The 18715-nt window shown below is 65.8% G+C and carries 20 protein-coding genes; 9 read left to right on the top strand and 11 right to left on the bottom strand.

Annotated features, from left to right (window positions below; genetic code table 11):
• Window positions 1-120: 120 nt before the first annotated feature.
• Window positions 121-1338, bottom strand: coding sequence for a DUF3422 domain-containing protein (locus NMG10_RS11630; protein ID WP_254464376.1), 1218 nt, complete (start codon window positions 1336-1338; stop codon window positions 121-123).
• A gap of 256 nt (window positions 1339-1594) precedes the next feature.
• On the bottom strand, window positions 1595-1852 hold the full coding sequence (locus NMG10_RS11625; protein WP_254464375.1) for a hypothetical protein: 258 nt from the start codon (window positions 1850-1852) through the stop codon (window positions 1595-1597).
• Window positions 1853-2321: 469 nt separating this feature from the next.
• Between NMG10_RS11625 and NMG10_RS11620 the strand changes: the two genes are divergently transcribed.
• A complete protein-coding gene (locus NMG10_RS11620; protein WP_254464374.1) occupies window positions 2322-2612 on the top strand; it encodes a DUF1778 domain-containing protein in 291 nt (96 codons plus the stop codon).
• Complete coding sequence (locus NMG10_RS11615; protein WP_254464373.1) at window positions 2570-3091, top strand: hypothetical protein; 522 nt, start codon at window positions 2570-2572, stop codon at window positions 3089-3091. Before NMG10_RS11620 ends, NMG10_RS11615 begins: the two co-directional genes overlap by 43 nt.
• Before the next feature lie 21 nt (window positions 3092-3112).
• Here NMG10_RS11615 and NMG10_RS11610 read toward each other — a convergent pair whose 3' ends face one another.
• The 4 genes from NMG10_RS11610 to NMG10_RS11595 all read right to left on the bottom strand — a co-directional run bounded on the left by NMG10_RS11610 (window position 3113) and on the right by NMG10_RS11595 (window position 6858).
• A complete protein-coding gene (locus NMG10_RS11610) occupies window positions 3113-3349 on the bottom strand; it encodes a DUF6429 family protein (protein ID WP_254464372.1) in 237 nt (78 codons plus the stop codon).
• Window positions 3350-3439: 90 nt separating this feature from the next.
• Window positions 3440-4870 (bottom strand): aldehyde dehydrogenase family protein, encoded by a 1431-nt coding sequence (locus NMG10_RS11605; protein WP_254464371.1) that lies wholly within the window; start codon window positions 4868-4870, stop codon window positions 3440-3442.
• Between the two features lie 13 nt (window positions 4871-4883).
• On the bottom strand, window positions 4884-6383 hold the full coding sequence (locus NMG10_RS11600) for a cytosine permease (RefSeq protein ID WP_110735906.1): 1500 nt from the start codon (window positions 6381-6383) through the stop codon (window positions 4884-4886).
• 85 nt (window positions 6384-6468) lie between these two features.
• Entirely contained in the window at window positions 6469-6858 is a 390-nt protein-coding gene (locus NMG10_RS11595; RefSeq protein WP_254464370.1) for a nuclear transport factor 2 family protein, read from the bottom strand.
• Between the two features lie 219 nt (window positions 6859-7077).
• Here NMG10_RS11595 and NMG10_RS11590 point away from each other — a divergent pair, with 219 nt between their 5' ends.
• The 7 genes from NMG10_RS11590 (at window position 7078) to NMG10_RS11560 (ending at window position 14006) form a co-directional block, all read left to right on the top strand.
• Window positions 7078-8067, top strand: a complete 990-nt coding sequence (locus tag NMG10_RS11590) for a Fic family protein (RefSeq protein ID WP_254464369.1) — start codon at window positions 7078-7080, stop codon at window positions 8065-8067.
• Window positions 8068-8327: 260 nt separating this feature from the next.
• On the top strand, window positions 8328-9017 hold the full coding sequence (locus NMG10_RS11585) for a hydrolase (RefSeq protein WP_110735903.1): 690 nt from the start codon (window positions 8328-8330) through the stop codon (window positions 9015-9017).
• A 36-nt stretch (window positions 9018-9053) separates the two neighbouring features.
• A complete protein-coding gene (ycaC, locus tag NMG10_RS11580) occupies window positions 9054-9674 on the top strand; it encodes an isochorismate family cysteine hydrolase YcaC (protein WP_110735902.1) in 621 nt (206 codons plus the stop codon).
• A gap of 60 nt (window positions 9675-9734) precedes the next feature.
• Window positions 9735-11891, top strand: coding sequence for an FUSC family protein (locus NMG10_RS11575; RefSeq protein WP_254464368.1), 2157 nt, complete (start codon window positions 9735-9737; stop codon window positions 11889-11891).
• Window positions 11881-12087, top strand: coding sequence for a DUF1656 domain-containing protein (locus NMG10_RS11570; RefSeq protein ID WP_110735900.1), 207 nt, complete (start codon window positions 11881-11883; stop codon window positions 12085-12087). The genes NMG10_RS11575 and NMG10_RS11570 overlap by 11 nt, the downstream gene beginning before the upstream one ends.
• A gap of 9 nt (window positions 12088-12096) precedes the next feature.
• Complete coding sequence (locus tag NMG10_RS11565) at window positions 12097-13041, top strand: HlyD family secretion protein (protein ID WP_254464411.1); 945 nt, start codon at window positions 12097-12099, stop codon at window positions 13039-13041.
• Between the two features lie 38 nt (window positions 13042-13079).
• Window positions 13080-14006 (top strand): LysR substrate-binding domain-containing protein, encoded by a 927-nt coding sequence (locus NMG10_RS11560; protein ID WP_254464410.1) that lies wholly within the window; start codon window positions 13080-13082, stop codon window positions 14004-14006.
• Here the strand turns inward: NMG10_RS11560 and NMG10_RS11555 are convergent.
• The 5 genes from NMG10_RS11555 to NMG10_RS11535 form a co-directional block, all read right to left on the bottom strand.
• A complete protein-coding gene (locus tag NMG10_RS11555; protein WP_254464367.1) occupies window positions 13984-15153 on the bottom strand; it encodes an MFS transporter in 1170 nt (389 codons plus the stop codon). The two genes, NMG10_RS11560 and NMG10_RS11555, sit on opposite strands and share 23 nt — an antisense overlap.
• Before the next feature lie 474 nt (window positions 15154-15627).
• Window positions 15628-16599, bottom strand: a complete 972-nt coding sequence (locus NMG10_RS11550) for a hypothetical protein (RefSeq protein WP_254464366.1) — start codon at window positions 16597-16599, stop codon at window positions 15628-15630.
• Entirely contained in the window at window positions 16572-17276 is a 705-nt protein-coding gene (locus NMG10_RS11545) for a hypothetical protein (RefSeq protein WP_232854743.1), read from the bottom strand. The genes NMG10_RS11550 and NMG10_RS11545 overlap by 28 nt, the downstream gene beginning before the upstream one ends.
• Window positions 17273-17812 (bottom strand): DNA-binding protein, encoded by a 540-nt coding sequence (locus NMG10_RS11540; protein ID WP_232854742.1) that lies wholly within the window; start codon window positions 17810-17812, stop codon window positions 17273-17275. Before NMG10_RS11540 ends, NMG10_RS11545 begins: the two co-directional genes overlap by 4 nt.
• Window positions 17809-18711 carry a hypothetical protein gene (locus NMG10_RS11535; RefSeq protein ID WP_234560432.1) on the bottom strand — a complete coding sequence of 301 codons (903 nt, stop codon included), beginning with the start codon at window positions 18709-18711 and terminating at the stop codon, window positions 17809-17811. The genes NMG10_RS11540 and NMG10_RS11535 overlap by 4 nt, the downstream gene beginning before the upstream one ends.
• Window positions 18712-18715: the final 4 nt, after the last annotated feature.

Genomic DNA, 18715 nt, shown 5'->3' with positions numbered 1-18715 from the left:
CCCCGACGATCTTTGCTCAACACTGAAATCTGGGGCCGCTACGCGGCCCTTTCGCGGCGCAAGGCCGCTCCTACAGGGATCGTGCAAGAATTGATGACGCGGGTTGGCCTCGCGATGTTTTCAATGCTGCTTGGCTCGTCGAATCCGCAGCAGGATGACCAGCAGCACCAACCCCGCCACCGGTGCCATCCCCAGCATCGCCTCCCGCGCCGTCAATCCCGCCCCCAGCACATTCAACCCGCCATACAGCAGCTTGAACAGGTTCAGCAGGTAGTAGGTGATGGCAATGATCGACAAGCCTTCCACCGCCCGCTGGATCTTCACCTGGGCGTCGGCCCGGGCATTGAGGCTGCGCAGGATCTCGGCGTTCTGCTCCTCCATCTCTACCTGTACCCGGGCTTGCAACAAGTCGCCCAGGTTGGCGACGTTCTTCGCCAGCTGTTCCAGCCGCTGCTCGGTGGCCGCGCAGTAGCGCAGGGTCGGCTTGAAGCGTCGCTCGATGAACACCCCCAGGCGCTGGCAGTCGGCGACATGGCTCTCACGCAGTTCGCCCAGGCGTTCGAACACCAGCTGCGCATAGGCCTGACTGGCGCCGAAACGATGGCGGGTCTGCACCGTGCGGTCGACCACCTGGCGCGACAGGTGGGCGATGGCTTCGAGCAGGGCCTTGGAGTCGTGTGCCGCGCTGCTGGCGCCGCGCTCGGAAAGGCTCACCAGGGTGGCGTCGAAGTCGTCCAGCTCCTGGCTCAGGGCCTTGGCCGTGTCCAGGGTCAGCGAGGCCATCATGCGGTAGGTCTCGATCTCCAGCAGGCGGCGGATCATGCGGCCCTGGCGGTAGGCGTTGAGCCGGCGGTTGATGAACAGGAAGCGGTTGGTGCCGTCCTCGGTCAGGCGGAAATCGCTCCACACCACCGCATCGCCGCCGCCGACGCTGGACCCGCAGGGGTCCTTGAAGCCATAGCGGCCGAGGTCGAGGTCCTGTTCGTCGCGAACCAGTACCTGCACGGCGTTGATCACCTGCGCCGCCTGCGGGGCGATGGCCTCGGCGAGCACGGCGGGCAGGGGTTGCCAGTCGCTGTCATGGGTCGTGCAGGGCACCACCAGGGTCAGGGTGAAGAATTCGGTGTGGCGTTCCCACTTGAACGGGTGGCCGTACAGCCGGGTGATGCCCTGGGCCGCATGGGTATCGGGGGCCTCGGGGCAGCAGCGTTGCAACAGGGCCTGGCAGGCGCTGGCGTCGCCGAGCACGGCAAGGTGGAAGACATGCGCCGGGTCGTCGAAGTACAGCGACGGGCGGGCGTGCAGTTCGTTGTGCAGGGCGGTGCGAAGAGGATGCATGGGTGGGCTGGCCTGGTGTTGTGATTGTGGGGCTACCAGGAGGTGTGACTTCGCAGGGCAGGGCAAAAGTCACGAGGTGCCGGGGCCGTGTGTTCGGGATTTACACCTGCCTGTGTAGGAGCGGCCTTGTGCCACGAAAGGGCTGCGAAGCGGCCCCGGCGATCTGTCTCGTGGCGCAGACCCTGGGGCCGCTACGCGCCCCTTTCGCGGCACGAGGCCGCTCCTACAGGGATCGCGCAGGGCAGGTCTCCTGGCGTCAGCCGCAAGAGCAGCGGTTCAGCGCATGTTCCGCCAACGCCCGCCCCATCTGCATGTTGTGCGCGGCGTTCACCAGCATTCCCAGTCCGGGTTCGCCGGCCAGGGCGCAGCAGTACTCGTCGATGGTGTCTTCGATACCACGCATCAGCTGGATGGCGTGAAGCAGCGCTTCGGTGGTGGGCATATCGTCGTTGATGGTGAAGAAGGGGCGGTTGAGCGGTTTGGCAGGGGGTGGATCAGGAACGATCTTTTTCATCGCAAATCTCCCAGATTAGTCAGGAGCTGCACGCTGATCCCTCTCACAGGATTGGGTGGCAGCTGTACGCAGGGTGAGAGACCGGAAACCTGGGAACCCGGCCAGGACGAATCCTGCCCGCGCACAGCTGCCGCAAAGGCTGCAAACCAGATCTCAGGCTCTCACACCTGATCGTCAGAACGACGACCTGGGGAAGTTAGTCCTGCTGATGGCCCTCGACAATTCAGACGCGTCGGCAGCGTGCGTAGGATAGTTCCCAAGTCCACTCGAGCTGAAGCAACTGGTTTCAATCTCGGAATGTTCTGACGTGCAAGCCAAAGGGAACAAGGTCAATCTAAGCGTGACATGAGCAGTCTTGGCGTAACGCAAATTGATATCTGGCTATACATTTGCGTTACGCAGGAGTAGTCTTGTCTGGTCGACATCCTTCGTCGATTCAGTGCCCCGTGAAATGGGCTGGGAGTCACCAATGAGCGATTTACAGATCAAGGATCGGAGTAAGGCCGTACCTCTGAACATGCGGGTGGCCGAGCATCGCAGAGACCTCATCGATGCCGCCGTGGAGATTGTGGGCGGTGACCGCACCAGCTTCGTTCTCGATGCGGCTTGCCGACGCGCTGAGGAAGTACTGATGGAGCGCCGGTTGTTCCTGCTTGATGACGAAGCCTTCGATCAATTCACCCAGGCGCTTGAAGACAACCCCATCAGGAGCAATGAATGCGTGAAGAAGCTGTTGGCAAGGCCGAAGCGCTGGAGCTGAGCGCTCCGCAGAAGCTCGAAGCGTTTCATGAGTTAGGTCAGTTCGACTGTGGAGAGGCGTCGATCAATGGCTACCTTCGAGAAAAGGCTTACAAGGCGCAGATAGCGAAGCACGCAGTGGTGTATGTCACTTGCTTCAAGGGCACGTCAGTTGTGGCCGGTTACTACACGCTTTCGTCGGGATCTGTGGCGCGTGCCCATGGTTCTTCTGCAAGCGTGCGACGCAATGCTCCAAATGACTTGCCGGTGGTGGTGCTGGGGCGAATGGGGGTAACCCTGAGAGCTGCTGGGCAAGGGGTCGCAACCGACCTTTTGCAGGATGCTGTCGAGAGAGCTCTGGTGGCATCCGAGATCGTCGGATGTGTTGCAATGATCGTGCATCCACTTGATGCGCGTCTGGAGCGTTTCTATGCCAACGCTGCGGGGTTCACATCCTGTCCACAGCTGTCACCGAAGACGATGATGCTTGCTCTGCGGTGACAGCTGCTGATCTATGTCCGATCACTTTTTTTCAGGTTTCGTGAATAGCTGATCGGCAATCATTCGGCCACGCTCCATTCCTTCCGGAGTAAGCCAGACTGACTTTGCTTTGCCCCAGGGCTTGGTGATGAACGCCTTCTCGTGCAGTTTGTTCATCACCTGAAAATCAAAGCCCTTCCAGGCATTGCCGTTGTTGAAGCTGAACGTCGCCAGCAGGGCCAGTACGGCATCCTCGATGAGTTGATCGTCATATTCCATGGAATCACTCCTCTTGCAGACTCACTATCAGCGTAAAGCAAAAGGCCCTTGCCGTTCGAGCCGGCAAGGGCCTTTTCGTCATTGGAGCTGTCAGCCCAAACACCGCGTCACATGCTTCACCGACTGATACCCCGAAAGCCCCCAAGGCCCAAGCTCTCGGCCAATGCCGCTGCCCTTGGTCCCGCCCCACGAGGTTTCGACGAACACCGCCTGCACCGAATTGATCCACACATGCCCGACCTCCAGCGCATCGGCCACGCGCTCGGCGCGGTCCAGGTCGGCGGAGCAGACAGTGGCCACCAGCCCGAAGCGGCTGTCGTTGGCCTGGGCGATGGCCTCGGCCTCGTTGCCGAAGCGCCGTGCGCAAAGCACCGGGCCGAAGATCTCCTCGCTCCACAGGCGGCTGCTCACTGGCACATCCACGTACAGCGTCGGGCTGACGAACCAGCCGTCGCGGTCCAGCGCCTTGCCGCCGGCCAGGCACTTCAGGCCCTCTTCGCGGGCGGTGGCGAAATAGCCGGCGACCTTGAGCCACTGCGCCTGGCTGGTCAGCGGCCCCATGTCCACTTCTTCCTCCAGCGGGTTGCCCACGCGCAATGCTTCCAGCGCCGCCTGCAAGCGCGGCAGCAGGGCGTCGGCGATGCCGTCCTGCACCAGCAGGCGCGAGGTGGCCGAGCACATCTGCCCGGCGTTCCAGGTGATGCCGGCGACGATCCACTCCACCGCCTGGTCGACATCGCAATCGTCGAACACCACGATGGCCGACTTGCCGCCCAGCTCCAGCGTCACCGGCCGGCACTGGGCGGCGGCGGCGCGCATCACCTGGCTGCCAACGCCGTTGCTGCCGGTGAACGACAGCTTGTCCAGGCCGTTGTGGCCACTCAGGGCGGCGCCGGTCTCGGCCTTGCCGCCCACGATGTTCAGCACGCCGGCCGGCAGGCCCAGCACCTCGGCGATCTGGCCGTAGGCCTGCTCGATCAGCGGGGTGACCTCGGAAGGTTTGAGCACCACGGTGCAGCCGGCCGCCAGGGCCGGGGCGAGCTTCCAGGCACTGGTCACCAGCGGGAAGTTCCACGGCACGATCAGGCCGACCACGCCCACCGGTTCCAGACGGGTGCGGGCAGTGAAGCCCGGCGCGGCCAGGGGCACGTCGCGGTTCTTCGCCGGCAGTTGCTCGGCGAGGTCTGCGTAATAGGCGAAGGTGGCGATGGCGTCGTCCAGGTCGATTTCGGCCTCATGGCGCGGCTTGCCGTTGTTGCGCATCTGCAGGGCGATCAGTTCGTCGCGGCGCTGACCCAGCTGTTCGGCGAAGCCGCGCAGGTAGGTGGCGCGCTCGGCGGCGCTGACCGTCTTCCACGATGCCAGAGCACGGCGCGCGGCAGCCACGGCCTGGTCGACCTGGGCGCTGCTGGCGGCCATCAGTTCGGCGAACGGCTGACCGTCGGACGGGTTGTGCACAACGATGCAGTCGCTGCCCTGGCCTTCGACCCAGCGGCCGTCGATGTAGTGAGGTGTGGTCATGGTCGGATTCCAGTCAGGCCATTTCGGCGGTGGTCACGGGCTTTACGGGCGTACTTTTGCAGCGCACCCAGCGCGGGCCACGAGGGCCGTACACGCCAGCGGGTTCAGGGAACAGGTTGAGCAGGATCAGGTACAGCACGGCGGCGATGCCGAGGGTCACCGGCAGGCTCAGGTCGATACCGCCGGCCAGTTCGCCCAGCGGGCCGACGAACTGCCCGGGCAGGTTGACGAAGCACAGGCCGATGGCCGCGCTGGGAACCCACGCGCCCATGCCGCGCCAGTTCCAGCCATGGTCGAACCAGTAGTGACCGCCCTGCTGGCCACGGGTGAACACCTGCAGGTCGTCGGCGTGGTAGAAGCCGCGGCGGGTGATCAGGCCGAGGATCATGATCACCATCCACGGGCTTGTGCAGGTGATGATCAGCACGGCGAAGGTCGACACGCTCTGCACCAGGTTGAAGGTAAAGCGGCCGACGAAGATGAAGCCGATGGCCAGCACGCCGATCAGCAGGGTGGCGGCGGCGCGGCTGAGCAGGCGCGGGAACACGCTGGACATGTCCAGGCCGGTGCCATACAGCGCCGTGGTGCCGGTGGACATGCCGCCGATCACCGCGATCAGGCACACCGGCAGGAAGAACCAGCCCGGCGAGATCGCCAGCAGGCCGCCGACGTAGTTGTTGGCGGCGATGTAGTCCGGCGCCTGGCTGGCCACCAGGGTGGCGGTGCACAGGCCGAACAGGAACGGGATCAGCGTGGCGGCCTGGGCCAGGATCACCGCCAGCATGATGCGTGACTTGGCGGTTTCGCGAGGGATATAGCGCGACCAGTCGCCGAGGAACGCGCCGAACGACACCGGGTTGCTCATGGCCAGGATCGCCGCGCCGACGAACGCCGCCCAGAAACCGGCCTGGCCGAGGTTGACGCTGCCGGCGTAGCCCGCGTCAAAGGGCCCGGCGAAGGCGAAGATGCCCAGCAGGAACAGCAGGCTCGAGGCCCACACCGCGATCTTGTTGACCCACAGCATGAAGCGAAAACCAAAGATGCACACCACCAGCACCAGCACCGCGAACAGGCCGTAGGCCAGGCCCAGGGTCAGGTCGGTTTCCGGCAGGCCGACCAGGCGCTTGGCGCCGCCGACCAGGGCATCGCCCGAGCTCCACACCGACAGCGAGAAGAACGCCACGGCGGTCAGCAACGACAGGAACGAGCCGACGATACGCCCGTGCACGCCGAAGTGCGCGCCGGACGATACCGCGTTGTTGGTGCCGTTGAGCGCGCCGAACAGGCCCATCGGCGCGAGGATCAGCGCGCCCACGCCGACGCCGAGCAAAATCGCCCAGACCCCGGCCTGGAATGACAGCCCGAACAGCACCGGGAAGCTGCCCAGCACGGCGGTGGCAAAGGTGTTGGCGCCGCCGAAGATCAGGCGGAACAGGTCCAGCGGGGCGGCGTCGCGTTGATCGTCGGGGATCTGTTCGACGCCATTGGTCTCGATACCGGTCGAGTGGCTCATGGTGATGCTCCAGCGCGAATGTTGTCGGCCGTCGGGCGGCCTTGTTGTGGGTGCGATGGCAGTGCGGCAGGGCCGCTTAAGGGAATCAGGCCGGCGAGACGACCGACAGGTGCTCGTGGCAGGCCAGCCAGCGTTCCCCGTGCAAGCGGAAGACGATGGTCTCGCGCTCGTTCAGGTCGAGGGTTTCGCTGGCCACGCGCAGGCGCGTGGCTACATCGTGCATGAAGATCGCCACGTCGCCCTGCAGGCTCACCTGCGCGTTGCTGGACTCACAGCCGAGCACGGCGAATCCGTCTGCCTGCCAGCTGGCCCAGAGTTCTTCGTAGGCGCGGCGTGACAGCAGCGGTTGCGGCACGGTGTGGAAGAGAAAGGTGGCGTCTTCGCTGAAGCAGGCGAAGTAGCGGGCGGTGTCGTTGCTGGCGAAGGCGGCGACGAGGTCGGCGGCGGCCTGCCGTACCTGGAGTGTCTGGTCCACGGGAGTGGCCTCACGGTTTATTGTGATTGTTGGTGAAGCGATTCTGGTGGCGGTGGGCGAGGGGAAAAATCGCTGTGGGCAAATAATCAGTTCAGGAAATCGTGAACCAATGGGGTGCTGTGCTTTACCCGGGTGTTGCCACTGGCTAAGGTGTCGACAGCCTTGACGTCATCAAGCTTCACGATCATTCCCACGCTTTCAGACCCGATGGACATTCCCATGAGCCAGTATCTGCCGCCACTGACCGTGACACCGCGCATGCTGGCGCTGGTTGCCGATATCAGCGAGCAGGTGGGTGCACTTACGGCTAATCGGGAAGTGGCGCTTACCCCGCAACTGCGCCGGGGCAACCGCATTCGTACCATCCAGGCCTCGCTGGCGATCGAAAACAATACACTGAGCGTCGAACAGGTCACTGCGGTTCTGGAAGGGAAGCGGGTACTCGGCCTGCCGCGTGAAATCCAGGAGGTGCGCAATGCCTTTGCCACCTATGAAGCGATGAGCGGCTGGCTGCCCGAGCGTCAGTCTGATCTGCTGGCTGCCCACAAGCTGCTGATGATGGGGTTGATCGATGACGCCGGTCAGTTTCGCCAAGGAGGTGTCGGCATCTATCGCGGCCAGCGCCTGTTGCACATGGCACCGCCTGCCAGTCGCTTGCAGCCGCTGATGCATGACCTGCTGCGTTGGCTGGGCGCCAGTGACTGGCACCCGTTGATCAGCAGCTGCGTCTTTCATTACGAATTCGAGTTCATCCATCCTTTCGCCGATGGCAACGGGCGGATGGGGCGTCTGTGGCAGACGCTGATACTGAGCCACTGGCGCCCGGTACTCGCCTACCTGCCGGTGGAGTCGGTGATCTGTGCCCAGCAGGAGGCGTACTACGGTGCCTTGGCGGCTGCGGATCAGGCTGGCGAGGCCACGCCCTTTGTCGAGTTCATGCTCCAGGCACTGCGGCAGGCATTGGCCGAGGCGAGTGAGACCGACCAAGTAACCGACCAAGTAACCGACCAAGTAGCACGATTACTGGAGGTTCTGAAACCGGGTGTCGCGCTGCGCGCCAATGAACTGATGGAGCGCCTCGAGCTGTCTCATCGGCATACCTTCAGAGCGAACTACCTCAAACCGGCGCTGGCGGCCGGTCTGATCGAGATGACCGATCCGGCAGCCCCGCGCAGTCCGATGCAGCAATATCGTCGTACCTCACGATAGCGGCGCCCGCCTCACTGTTCTTCAGGTAGAACTCTGAGGGTTCACCCATGGGCCTACCGGCCCGCGTCTCTCCTCTCTACCGTTAGCCCTGTCGCCCGTCTGGCCCCAGGCCGCACGGGCATCTCCCACGGCTCGCCGACTGACGGTCGCTTCGTTCAGCCTGCGTTGCCTACTCTCATAGTCCCCACTGTGGATGTGTGGGGCGCGGCCAGACCGCAGCGGCCAGGATGGCCTGTTCTCCACACCTGAAGGAGAGAACGATGAGCAATTTCTCGCAAGCCGCCAACTTCGAAGGCCAGGTGCCACGCATCGACCCCGACAACGCCACCATGCTGCTGATCGACCACCAGAGCGGCCTGTTCCAGACGGTCAAGGACATGCCCATGACCGAGCTGCGGGCCAATGCCATCACCCTGGCCAAGGTCGCCAGCCTGGCGAAGATCCCGGTCATCACCACCGCCTCGGTACCCCAGGGCCCCAACGGCCCGTTGATCCCGGAAATCCACGAGGCCGCGCCACATGCGCAATACGTGGCCCGCAAGGGTGAGATCAACGCCTGGGACAATCCCGAGTTTGTCGCCGCGGTGAAGGCCACCGGGCGCAAGCAGCTGATCATAGCCGGTACCATCACCAGCGTTTGCATGGCCTTCCCCAGCATCAGCGCGGTGGCCGCCGGCTACCAGGTGTTCGCTGTCATCGATGCGTCAGGCACCTACTCCAAGATGGCCCAGGAAGTGACCCTGGCGCGGGTGGTCCAGGCCGGCGTGGTGCCGATGGACACCGCCGCCGTCTGCTCCGAGGTCCAACGCACCTGGAACCGTCCGGACGCCGCCCAGTGGGCCGAGGCCTACAGCGCGGTGTTCCCGCACTACCAACTGCTGATCGAGAGCTACACCAAGGCCCAGGCCGTCGTCACCGGTCATGAGCAACTAGACTCGCAACGCAACTGAACCTGGCTGTTCCCTATCCAAGCAAGGAGATCCACCATGGCATTCCAATACAAGCGTCTGGACAAGAACAACGCCGCAGTCCTGCTGGTCGATCACCAGACTGGTTTGCTGTCGCTGGTGCGCGATATCGACCCGGACCGGTTCAAGAACAACGTGCTGGCGCTGGCCGACCTGGCCAAATACTTCAAGCTGCCGACCATCCTCACCACCAGCTTCGAGACCGGTCCCAACGGCCCGCTGGTGCCCGAGCTCAAGGAGCAGTTCCCCGATGCGCCCTACATCGCCCGTCCCGGCAACATCAACGCCTGGGACAACGAGGACTTCGTCAAGGCGGTGAAGGCCACCGGCAAGAAGCAGCTGATCATCGCCGGCGTGGTCACCGAGGTGTGCGTGGCTTTCCCGGCGCTGTCGGCGCTGGAGGAGGGTTTCGATGTGTTCGTGGTGACCGACGCCTCCGGCACCTTCAACGAGCTGACCCGCGACTCGGCCTGGCGTCGCATGGAGGCCGCCGGCGCGCAGCTGATGACCTGGTTCGGCGTGGCCTGCGAGCTGCACCGTGACTGGCGCAACGACATCGAAGGCTTGGGCACGTTGTTCTCCAACCACATTCCCGACTACCGTAACCTGATGACCAGCTACAGCAAGCTGGCCAAGTGACGGTGTGTCCGGGCCCCGGTGCCGGGGCCCGGATCCGCCTTGTCGGTTACGAGGTAATGGATGGCTCCACTGATTGCCTATTCCAGGCTTGCCCTGCGCCCCGGGCGCGATGTGCTGCTGTTCGCGCTGCGTACGGTGGTGGCGGGCCTGCTGTGTCTCTACCTGGCGTTCCTGTTCGACCTGGAACAACCGAAATGGGCGCTGATGACGGTGATCATCATCAGCCTGCCGCTGGCCGGCATGACCCTCAAGCGCAGCCTCGCGCAGGTGCTCGGCACCGTGATCGGCGCGGCGGTGGCCGTGCTGCTGATGGCGTTGTTCGCGCAGATGCCGTACACCCTGCTGGTCAGCCTGGCGCTGTGGCTGGGGCTGTGCACCGCCGGTGGCACCTTGCTGCGCTATACCGATTCCCATGCCTTCGTGCTCAGCGGCTTTACCGCGGTGGTGGTGGCCATGCTGGCCGTACCCGAGCCCGAGGGCACCTTCATGCTGGCCGTTACACGGGTTACCGAGACCTTGCTGGCGGTGGCCTGCGTGGCCGTGGTCAGCCTGCTGACGGCCCGCCCGCAGGCGGTGGCCAACAGCTATTTCGCCAAAGTCGACAGCCTGCTGAAACTGATCGCCCAGCATGCCGCCGAGGTGATCCGCACCGAAGAGGACGAGGCCGCATTCGGTCAGCGTCAGGCCCGGTTGATCGCCGAGGTCAGCGCGCTGGAGGGGTTGCGTCGGCACCTGTACTTCGATGCCCCGCACCTGCGCAGCGGCGATGGGCTGGTGCAACTGTTCGCCAACCAGCTGGTGCTGCTGGTTTCGCGACTGCTGGTGCTGCGCCAGCAGCGTGAACTGATCAAGGCGCACTGGCAGGGGCCGCTGCCCGCGGATATCCAGCTGCTGCGCGACGCCGAACTGGCGAGCCTGGATGCGCTGGCACGTGACGGTATGGCGCTCTCGGCAGCGGATCGCGAGGCCCTGCGCACCCTGCACAAGGGCTTCGATGACGCCGCCGACCGTGCGGAGTTTCTCAATGAGCCATTGCCCCCGCACCTGCGCGCCCTGGCCTGGGCCTTGCGCTGGGAGCAGGCGCGCCTGCTGCAGCAACTGGACGAGCTGATCGAGCTGAACGAGGCGATCCAGCAGGGCCGTCTGGCCAGTTGTCCCCAGCAGCAGGGGCGCGCCAGCGCCTTGCACCTGGACTGGCCGCTGGCGGCGATGAACGCCGTGCGCGCCTGCCTGGCCCTGTTGCTGATCGGCGGGTTGTGGATCGAGAGCGCCTGGGATGGCGCGCGTTCGGCGGTGATCCTGATGGGCGTGATGTGTTCGCTGATGGCGACCTTGCCTCGACCGCTGCTGGCCAGCCAGAACTACAACCGCGGGCTGTTGGTGGGCATGGGCTTGTCCGCGCTTTATCAGTTCGCCCTGCTGCCGCTGTTCACCGACTTCGAGATGCTTGCCCTGTGCCTGGCACCGTTGCTGTACCTGGCGGCGGTCGGCCTGGCCAACCCGATGACCGCGGGGATCGGCATGGGCATCGGTCTGATCAGCCTGCTGATGATCGGGCCGCAGAATGTCGGGGCCTATCACAACAGCGATATCCAGTGGTTCGAGTTCGCCGGTGGCTACCTGGTGGCCGGGGTGCTGGCGATGGCCGTGTTCGCGCTGGTCTTTCCGTTCAATGCGCAGAAACGCATCGCCCGATTGTTTCGCCAGACCCGTGAGGATGTGCGCCGCCAGGTGCTCGGGAGCGGTTCGCTGGCCGGGCAGTTCGCCTTCGAGAGCCTGCTGCTTGATCGCCTGTCGGCGCTGATTGGTCTGTTGCCGGCCGCTGCGGACATGACCTCGCGCGAGCGTGTCGAGTGCGCGCTGGTATGCCCGGCGCTGGCCATCGCCCTGGGCCAGGCGCGTGCCTTGTGCAACAGTGACCTGGCGTTACCGGCGGCGACCCGCACACGCTTGCGGGAAAGCCTGCAGGGCGTCGCCGACTTCGTCGGTGGCCAGGGCGCGGTGGCCCTTGATCCGCTGTTGCGGGAAATGGACGATCAGGCGCAGTTGCTCGATGCCCTGCATGGCGCGTCAGGGCAGATGGGGCGTGACGCCTTGCACCGACTGTTCATCCTGCGGGTGGCACTGGCGGTGGCCGGGCAGTTGCTGGCGCGTTATCGCCAGGTGCTGGAAGCTGAACGATCGCGGCTGTTGCCGGAGGTGACCAATGCCCATTGATTTCGAGGTAGGCGGGGTCTATCTGCCGCCCATCGCCCAGGCGCTGCTGCTGGCGCTGCCGTTGTTTGTGCTGGTCGATGCCCTGTTGCGCCGGGTGGGCGTGCTGGCATTCGTCTGGCATCCGGCGCTGTTCCAGGGTGCCTTGTACACCGCGATTTGCGCGGCCTTGTTGTTGTGGATGGGAGTGAGCAGGTAGATGTCGTCGATCAAGCCACTGTTGTCGCGCAGCCTGACCCTGGTCATGCTGGCCGTTGCCATCGTGCTGGGCTGGCTGGCCTGGACGCATTATACCCAGGCGCCCTGGACCCGCGACGCACGGGTGCGGGCCGATGTGGTCACCCTGGCCGCGGAGGTCAGCGGCCGGATCGTCGCCCTGCCGGTGCGGGACAATCAGTTCGTGCACAAGGGCGACCTGCTGTTGCGCATCGACCCGGCGCGCTATGAACTGGCCGTGCTGCATGCCCGGCGCGCGGTCGAGGTGGCACGGGCAGCCTTGGGGCAGTCGCAGGCGAACATCGTTGCCAACCAGGCGTTGCTCAAGCAGCGGCGTAGCGAGGAACAGCGCCGCGGCAAGCTGCAGTCACTGTCGGCCATTTCCGCCGAGGAGTGGGAAAAGTCCAAGACTGATGTGGCTGTGGCCCAGGCCGACCTGCTGCGCGAGCAGTCCAGCCTCGGCCTGGCGCAAGCCAATGTGCAACTGGCCGAAGCCACGCTGGAACAGGCACAGCTCGACCTGCAGCGCACCGAGGTGCTGGCGCCGGTCAATGGTCATGTCACCAACCTGCTGACCCGTCAGGGCGACTTCGCGCAACCGGGTGCCGCGTTGCTGGCGCTGGTGGACAGCGATTCGTTCCATGTCAGTGGCTACTTCGAAGAGACCAAGCTGCCGCGCATCGCCGTCGGCAGCCGGGCGCGCATCGTGCTGATGAATGGCCAGACGTTGCAGGGCACGGTGGAGAGCATCGCCTACGCCATCACCGACCGTGAGAACCAGCCGGGCAACCGCCTGCTGGCCAACGTCAACCCGAACTACACCTGGGTCAAGCTGGCCCAGCGCGTGCCGGTACGCCTGCGCCTGGAGCCCCAGGCTGCCGAGGCGCCTCCTTTGCGGGCCGGGACCACCGCCACTGTGACGATCCTCGAAGAATGACGGATGATGCAGCAGTGAGCCGTGGACGAGTGTTGCCGATGTTCGACCTGAACGACCTTTATCTCTATGCCAAGGTGGTGGAGCACGGCGGCTTCGCGCCCGCCGGGCGTATCCTTGGCCTGCCCAAGTCACGCCTCAGCCGGCGCGTGGCCAAGCTCGAGGAGCGCCTGGGTGTGCGCCTGATCCAGCGCTCCACGCGGCAGTTCCAGGTGACCGAGGTGGGCCTGGAGTATTACCGCCATTGCCTGGGCATGCTCGAGCAGGCCGTTGCCGCCGAGGATGCGGTCGAGCGCAACCGCGCCGAGCCTCGCGGCATCGTGCGCCTGGCCAGCAGCACCGCGCTGCTCGATTCGCGCCTGGCGCCGATGCTGGCGAGCTTCATGGCGCAATGCCCGGTGGTCGAGCTGCTGGTCAAGAGCTACAACCGGCGGGTGGATGTGATCGGCGAGGGTTTTGACCTGGTGCTGAGCGTGCAGCACCAGCCACTGGAAAGCAGCGAGCTGATCATGCGTCGCCTGGCCCCGAGCCGGCAGTGCCTGGTGGCTGCGCCGGGCCTGCTGGCCGAACACGGGCGCCCGGTGTCGCCGGAAGGGCTTCAGGCTCTGCCGAGCTTGAACTGGGGCGCCAATGTGCAGGACGCCAGCTGGATGCTGGTCGGGCCCGCAGGCGCCGAGGTTGCCGTGCGCCATCGCCCCCGTGTGGTGTCGGACGACCTCGCGGTACTGCGCGAGGCCGCCCTGGCCGGCGTGGGTGTGGTGCTGCTGCCCGAGGAGGCAGTGCGCGACGATCTGGCTGGCGGGCAGCTGGCGCATGTCCTCGACGACTGGGCGCCCCGGGAAGGGGAGGTGGTGGCGCTGTTCCCTTCCCGTCGCGGGTTGATGCCCGCGGTGCGCAAGCTGATCGACTACCTGGCCGATGCCTTCGAGCAGGAGCAGCAGGCCGTTACGCCGGTTCGCGCTCGCTGAAGCCAGGCACGGCAGGTGGACGCGCCGACCAGAACGCCAGGCCCGCCGCCAACGCGGTCAGCGCGGCGCCAGCCCAGGGGGTGGCCGCCAGCGTAGCGCCGGTTATCACCGCGCCGCCGATGGCCGAGCCGAGCCCGACGCCCAGGTGCATGGCCGACAAGTTCAGGCTCATGCCGGCCGGGAAGGTGTCCGCGCCACGGGTCGCCAGGTAGCTCTGCACCACCGGCGAGGTGGTCCAGCTCAGCCCGCCCCAGAGCATCATCGCCGGCAGGAACAGCCAGGGCGTGCCGACGCTCAGGGGCAATACCAGCAGGCTGGCGAGATAGAGCAGTGGCGCCAGGGCGATGGAGCGACCTGCACCGAGCCAGTCCGCCATCCAGCCGCCGACATAGCCGCCCGAGACGCCGGCGATACCGAAGACGGCAAACAGGGCCGCCAGCCATTGCACCGGTATGTCGGCGACCTGTCGGGCATAGGGGGCGAGGTAAGCGAACACCGTGAAGTGCCCGGCGATCATCAACAGCGATACGCCCTGGGCGGCCACCAGGCGGCTGTCACGCAGATGCCGCAGGTAGCTGCCCAGGGCGATGCGTTCGCTGCTCTGCAGTTGCGGCAATCCGCGCCAGGCCATCAGCAGCACTGCGATCGCCAGCAGGCTCAGGCCGGTGAACACCCCGCGCCAGCCCAGCACGTCGCATAGCAGCATTCCGGCGGGCACGCCCAGCACTAGTGAACTGCAGATACCCATGAATATCACGCCGATGGCTCGGCCACGCAGGGCCTCGGGTACCAGGCGCGTGGCCATCAGGGTGCAGGTCAGGCAGGTGAGGGCGCTGGTCGTGGCCATGCCGATGCGGGCGAGCAGCAGCGCGGTGTAGCCGGGCGCCAGGGCCGCGGCGAGGTTGCACAAGGCGAACAGGGCCAGGGTGATGCAGAGCAGTCGCCGCAACGGGAAACGGGTGGTCAGCAGGGGAGAGAAGGGTGCGGCGAGGGCGAAGCTCAGGGAGAAGACCGTGGTCAGTTGTCCGGCGATCCCCAGCGGGACTTGCAGGCCATCGGCCAGGGCCGGCAGGATGCCGACCGTGATGTTTTCCGCCATGCCCGTGGCGAATGTCGCCAGGGCCAGCAGCCAGATACGCGGGCTCATGTGTTGCCTCCGATAAACGGGCCGGCCAAGGTCCGGACCCATTTGTCCCGACGGTTGACCGGCAGTGGTCAGGTCCATCGGGTTTCGAGGCAGTGCTTCGGTTATCCCGGTTCAAGCAGGAGGGATTGTAGACGGTTGTGCGCAGGCGATGAAGCCTTGGGTTCTTTCAGGCTGAACAGGACTCTATGGGCTGGGAGGTCGCGCAGGGAATCATCACCAGCGTGGGAGCGGGCTTGCCCCGCGATTATCTGCATGGCACCGGCTTCGCCGGTGATCGCGGGGCAAGCCCGCTCCCACGCTGGTGATGCTGCAAAGCTGTTCCCGATGGGTTAAATCCAAGTCTTCTGGCAGTCAGTCGTGTGAACACTCGACTTTTTCCGCCCCAAACGCAACGCGGGGCCAGCCCGCTCCCACAGGCTCAAGGCTGAACCTGTGGGAGCGGGCTGGCCCCGCGAATACGAAATGCCTTGAAGATCACAGCGTGATCGGCTTCAACTTGAGTCCCATGGCCTGGGCCCGCACCGCTGCGCCGCTGAAGGCTGCCGCATTGCCAGGTGGTGGCGTGGGACCGTGCACATGCCCGGCCAGCTCGGTGTTCATCTCCTGGACCAGGTCGAGTAGGTCGCAGAGCACCTGCAGCACGTTCACCGCCTCGGAACCCAGCCAGGTCTTCGGCGCCTGCAGGCGCTGGCTAATTTTCACCACGCTGTGGCGCAGGCCCTCGATCCGCTCCTGGACGTCGCCGCCGATCGCCGCGTTGAGCTTCTGCCCCACCGCCAGGTTCAGGTCGCGCCCGGTGGCCTGGTGCAGGTCGTCGAGGGCGGCCAGGCTGGCGGAGCCGCCGGACAGCAGCTTGAGCGCGCCGAGGGCCTCGATCTTCTTCACCCCGCCGACGGTCTCGGTCGAGTGGTCGTCCACGTTCCGGGCATGGCTCTGGAACTGCTCGGTGTTGGCCAGCGCCTCGACCTCGCGCTCGATCGCCTTGTCGCGGATCCGGCCGTCCGTCTGCCGCAGCCAGTTGCCGTCGGCGTCGGCGCGTTGCTGGCAGGCCTCGCTGTGCTGCCACACCAGGTCGCCCTTCGGCACCTTGGGCAGGCTCAGCCCGTGGGGCAGGGTCTGCTGGATGAACGGCTTGTGCGGCAACCCGTAGGCGAACGACAGCACCACGGTGGTGCCCTCCTCGGGGAAGCCGAACATGCCGCGCTCCTGGCCGCCCATGGGCGCCGGCAGCGGCAGGCTGGTGAACACCGGCAACGCCGGGTCGGGCTCGCCGTCCGGCAGCAGCACCTGGACATCGACGCCGAAGCGCGGGCGGAAATCGTCGCACAGCCCGGGCGCCGTCGGCGCATCGGGCACCGCGACCACGCGGCCGAAGCGCGGCAGGTGATAGCCGCCGGTGATTTCGGGGAACTGGCGCGCTACGGCGCGGCGGATTGCGTCTTCCATCGTATGGCCATCTGGCTGTCGGCCAGCGCGACGTGGGTCACGCGCTCGCCGTGGTTGATCGGTGCGCCCGGACGCAGCCCCGGCAGGGCCGCAATGCAGGCGCTCTGGTTGCCCTGGTAGTTGTCGAACAGCTCCATGGGCAGTTGCAGCGCGGGGCGCGCGCCGAAGTAGCTGTCGGCCCAACTGCCCACGTATACCTCGCCGTTGCCCTGCTGCTGCCAGATGAAGTCGGGGATGTCGAAGACCTGGGCCAGGCTTTCCATGGCCTGGAAGCCGGCGGCCAGGCTGTAGAAGAACGGCGCGCGCACCGACGCGTAGGGCCGCTCGGGCACGCGAAAGCGCAGGCCGGTCTGCTGGCCGACCTGGTCGAGCACGCCGCGCAGGTCGACGTGGCGCAGGTTCATCGGCAGCGGCCTGGCCAGGATCGCCGCCAGTTCCCGGCAGAACAGCAATTGCTGGCTGGCGTTGGCACTGGTGCAGCGCTCGACGTAGCCGATGAAATGCCGTTGCAGCGGGCTGTCGTTGTAGCCGATGTCGAGGGTGACCAGGCCCTTGAGGGGCGCGTCGGCCCGGACGATGAAGGTCGCCCGCCCCGGGTTGCGCAGTTCCAGGCGCACATCCGCCCTGACCAGGTCGTAACGCTCGCCGCCGACATTGAGTACCTGATGCAGCTTCATGACTTCTCTCCCAGCCAGTCATCCACTTTTTTCAGCAGGCGCTCGAAGCTGGTCAGCTCCGGGTCCTTCTCCTCTTCCTCCTCTTTCGCGCCCACCGCCGCCCCTGGAGCGGCCTGGGCCTTGACGCGTTTTTTGGCGCGGCGCTTCTCGACCTTTTCCGGGTTGGAGGTCTTTTCGGCCAGGCCAAACTGCACCCGCCAGCAGGCCAGCGAGTCGTCTTCCCGGGCGCTGACGCTGTCGGCGAAGCGCACCTGGCGGATGCCGAAGGCCTCGGCGGTGTCGTTGACGATGCGGTAGGTCTTGAGCTGTCCGCCGCTCTCGGTGGCTTCGGCCAGGCGCATCAGGCTGCGCAGCCAGGTGCCGTTGACGTAGGGGATGGTCAGGGTGACCGTGAGGGTCTTGGGCTTGAAGCCCTTGTGCGCGGAGTCGGTGTTGCTGGTCTGGCCGGACAGGTCCTCGGCTTCGATGCGCAGGTTGCCGGTGACTTTCAGGGTCTTGCCTTCGACGGGCTGGCCGTCCAACAGTAGCAGTGTCATAAACCCACCATTTCACGAACGAAGCTCAGGCCCTTGGCCGAGCCGACCAGGATCACGCCAGCGCTCATCACCCATTCATGCCCCGGGGCATCGCCTTCGAGCAGCATGCGGCGCAGTTGTGTGTTGTTGCCCGGACCCAGCAGGCGGGTGCGTACCGAGCTGTCGGCCTGGCCGCCTTCCAGCAGCTGGCGCAGGTCGGCCAGGCGCTGGTCGCGGACCTGCTGCTGGCTGGCTTTGCGCGCCGCCAGCCCGGCCAGGTCGCTCATGGGCGAGCTGTCGGCGGCGTAGCTTTCCAGCACCGCGATCTGCCCGGCCAGCGATTGCTGCGCCGCCTTCAACACCGTGCAGCGCTCCAGCGGCAAGGCCTCCCAGCGCGGCAGGGTGGTGGCCTGGGGAATCTGCCATTTCTCGGTTTCGAGCCGGGCCAGGTGCTCGGCGCGGCGTTGCGCGCGCACCAGCTCGGGGATCGGCATCAGGGCGTTGAAGCGGGCCAGGCCGGCGGCCAGCTGATCGTGGCGGGTGCCCAGGAACAGCAGGCACAACGCGTGCTGCTCACCCTGGGGGCTGCCGTCGTCGGTGGCGTCGGTCAGCTTGTTGGCCAGTTGCTGCAGCAGGTTCGGCGCGGACAGGAAGCGCTGGTAGCCACGCCCCTGGCCGATACCGCTCTGGAACGGCGTCACCACCAGGCACCTGGGCACTTCGCCCAGCTGCTCTGCCAGCGCCTGGCGCCCGGCTTCGATCGCGCCCTTGGCCGCGGCGCCGACCGGGCCGGGGTTGGTGCTGGCCAGTCCCTGCAGGCCGCTCAGGCGCTGTGCGGTATTGGCCAGCTCGCTACCGGCCAGGGCCTTGGCGGCGTCGAGCTGGCCCATCCAGCGGGTCGCTTCGGCTGGCCAGCGCATCGTT

The sequence above is a fragment of the Pseudomonas sp. DVZ6 genome (assembly GCF_024259445.1).
Classification (GTDB): domain Bacteria; phylum Pseudomonadota; class Gammaproteobacteria; order Pseudomonadales; family Pseudomonadaceae; genus Aquipseudomonas; species Aquipseudomonas peradeniyensis.
The sequence above is the reverse complement of the archived record's forward strand: the minus strand, read 5'-3'. Positions and strand labels throughout refer to the sequence as shown.

Bases quoted from the DNA above. Each gene is read 5' to 3' on its own strand.
- NMG10_RS11630 (WP_254464376.1), bottom strand. From the start codon at position 1,338: ATGCATCCTCTTCGCACCGCCCTGCACAACGAACTGCACGCCCGCCCG.
- NMG10_RS11625 (WP_254464375.1), bottom strand. From the start codon at position 1,852: ATGAAAAAGATCGTTCCTGATCCACCCCCTGCCAAACCGCTCAACCGC.
- NMG10_RS11620 (WP_254464374.1), top strand. From the start codon at position 2,322: ATGAGCGATTTACAGATCAAGGATCGGAGTAAGGCCGTACCTCTGAAC.
- NMG10_RS11615 (WP_254464373.1), top strand. From the start codon at position 2,570: ATGCGTGAAGAAGCTGTTGGCAAGGCCGAAGCGCTGGAGCTGAGCGCT.
- NMG10_RS11610 (WP_254464372.1), bottom strand. From the start codon at position 3,349: ATGGAATATGACGATCAACTCATCGAGGATGCCGTACTGGCCCTGCTG.
- NMG10_RS11605 (WP_254464371.1), bottom strand. From the start codon at position 4,870: ATGACCACACCTCACTACATCGACGGCCGCTGGGTCGAAGGCCAGGGC.
- NMG10_RS11600 (WP_110735906.1), bottom strand. From the start codon at position 6,383: ATGAGCCACTCGACCGGTATCGAGACCAATGGCGTCGAACAGATCCCC.
- NMG10_RS11590 (WP_254464369.1), top strand. From the start codon at position 7,078: ATGAGCCAGTATCTGCCGCCACTGACCGTGACACCGCGCATGCTGGCG.
- NMG10_RS11585 (WP_110735903.1), top strand. From the start codon at position 8,328: ATGAGCAATTTCTCGCAAGCCGCCAACTTCGAAGGCCAGGTGCCACGC.
- ycaC (WP_110735902.1), top strand. From the start codon at position 9,054: ATGGCATTCCAATACAAGCGTCTGGACAAGAACAACGCCGCAGTCCTG.
- NMG10_RS11575 (WP_254464368.1), top strand. From the start codon at position 9,735: ATGGCTCCACTGATTGCCTATTCCAGGCTTGCCCTGCGCCCCGGGCGC.
- NMG10_RS11570 (WP_110735900.1), top strand. From the start codon at position 11,881: ATGCCCATTGATTTCGAGGTAGGCGGGGTCTATCTGCCGCCCATCGCC.
- NMG10_RS11560 (WP_254464410.1), top strand. From the start codon at position 13,080: ATGTTCGACCTGAACGACCTTTATCTCTATGCCAAGGTGGTGGAGCAC.
- NMG10_RS11555 (WP_254464367.1), bottom strand. From the start codon at position 15,153: ATGAGCCCGCGTATCTGGCTGCTGGCCCTGGCGACATTCGCCACGGGC.
- NMG10_RS11550 (WP_254464366.1), bottom strand. From the start codon at position 16,599: ATGGAAGACGCAATCCGCCGCGCCGTAGCGCGCCAGTTCCCCGAAATC.
- NMG10_RS11545 (WP_232854743.1), bottom strand. From the start codon at position 17,276: ATGAAGCTGCATCAGGTACTCAATGTCGGCGGCGAGCGTTACGACCTG.
- NMG10_RS11540 (WP_232854742.1), bottom strand. From the start codon at position 17,812: ATGACACTGCTACTGTTGGACGGCCAGCCCGTCGAAGGCAAGACCCTG.
- NMG10_RS11535 (WP_234560432.1), bottom strand. From the start codon at position 18,711: ATGCGCTGGCCAGCCGAAGCGACCCGCTGGATGGGCCAGCTCGACGCC.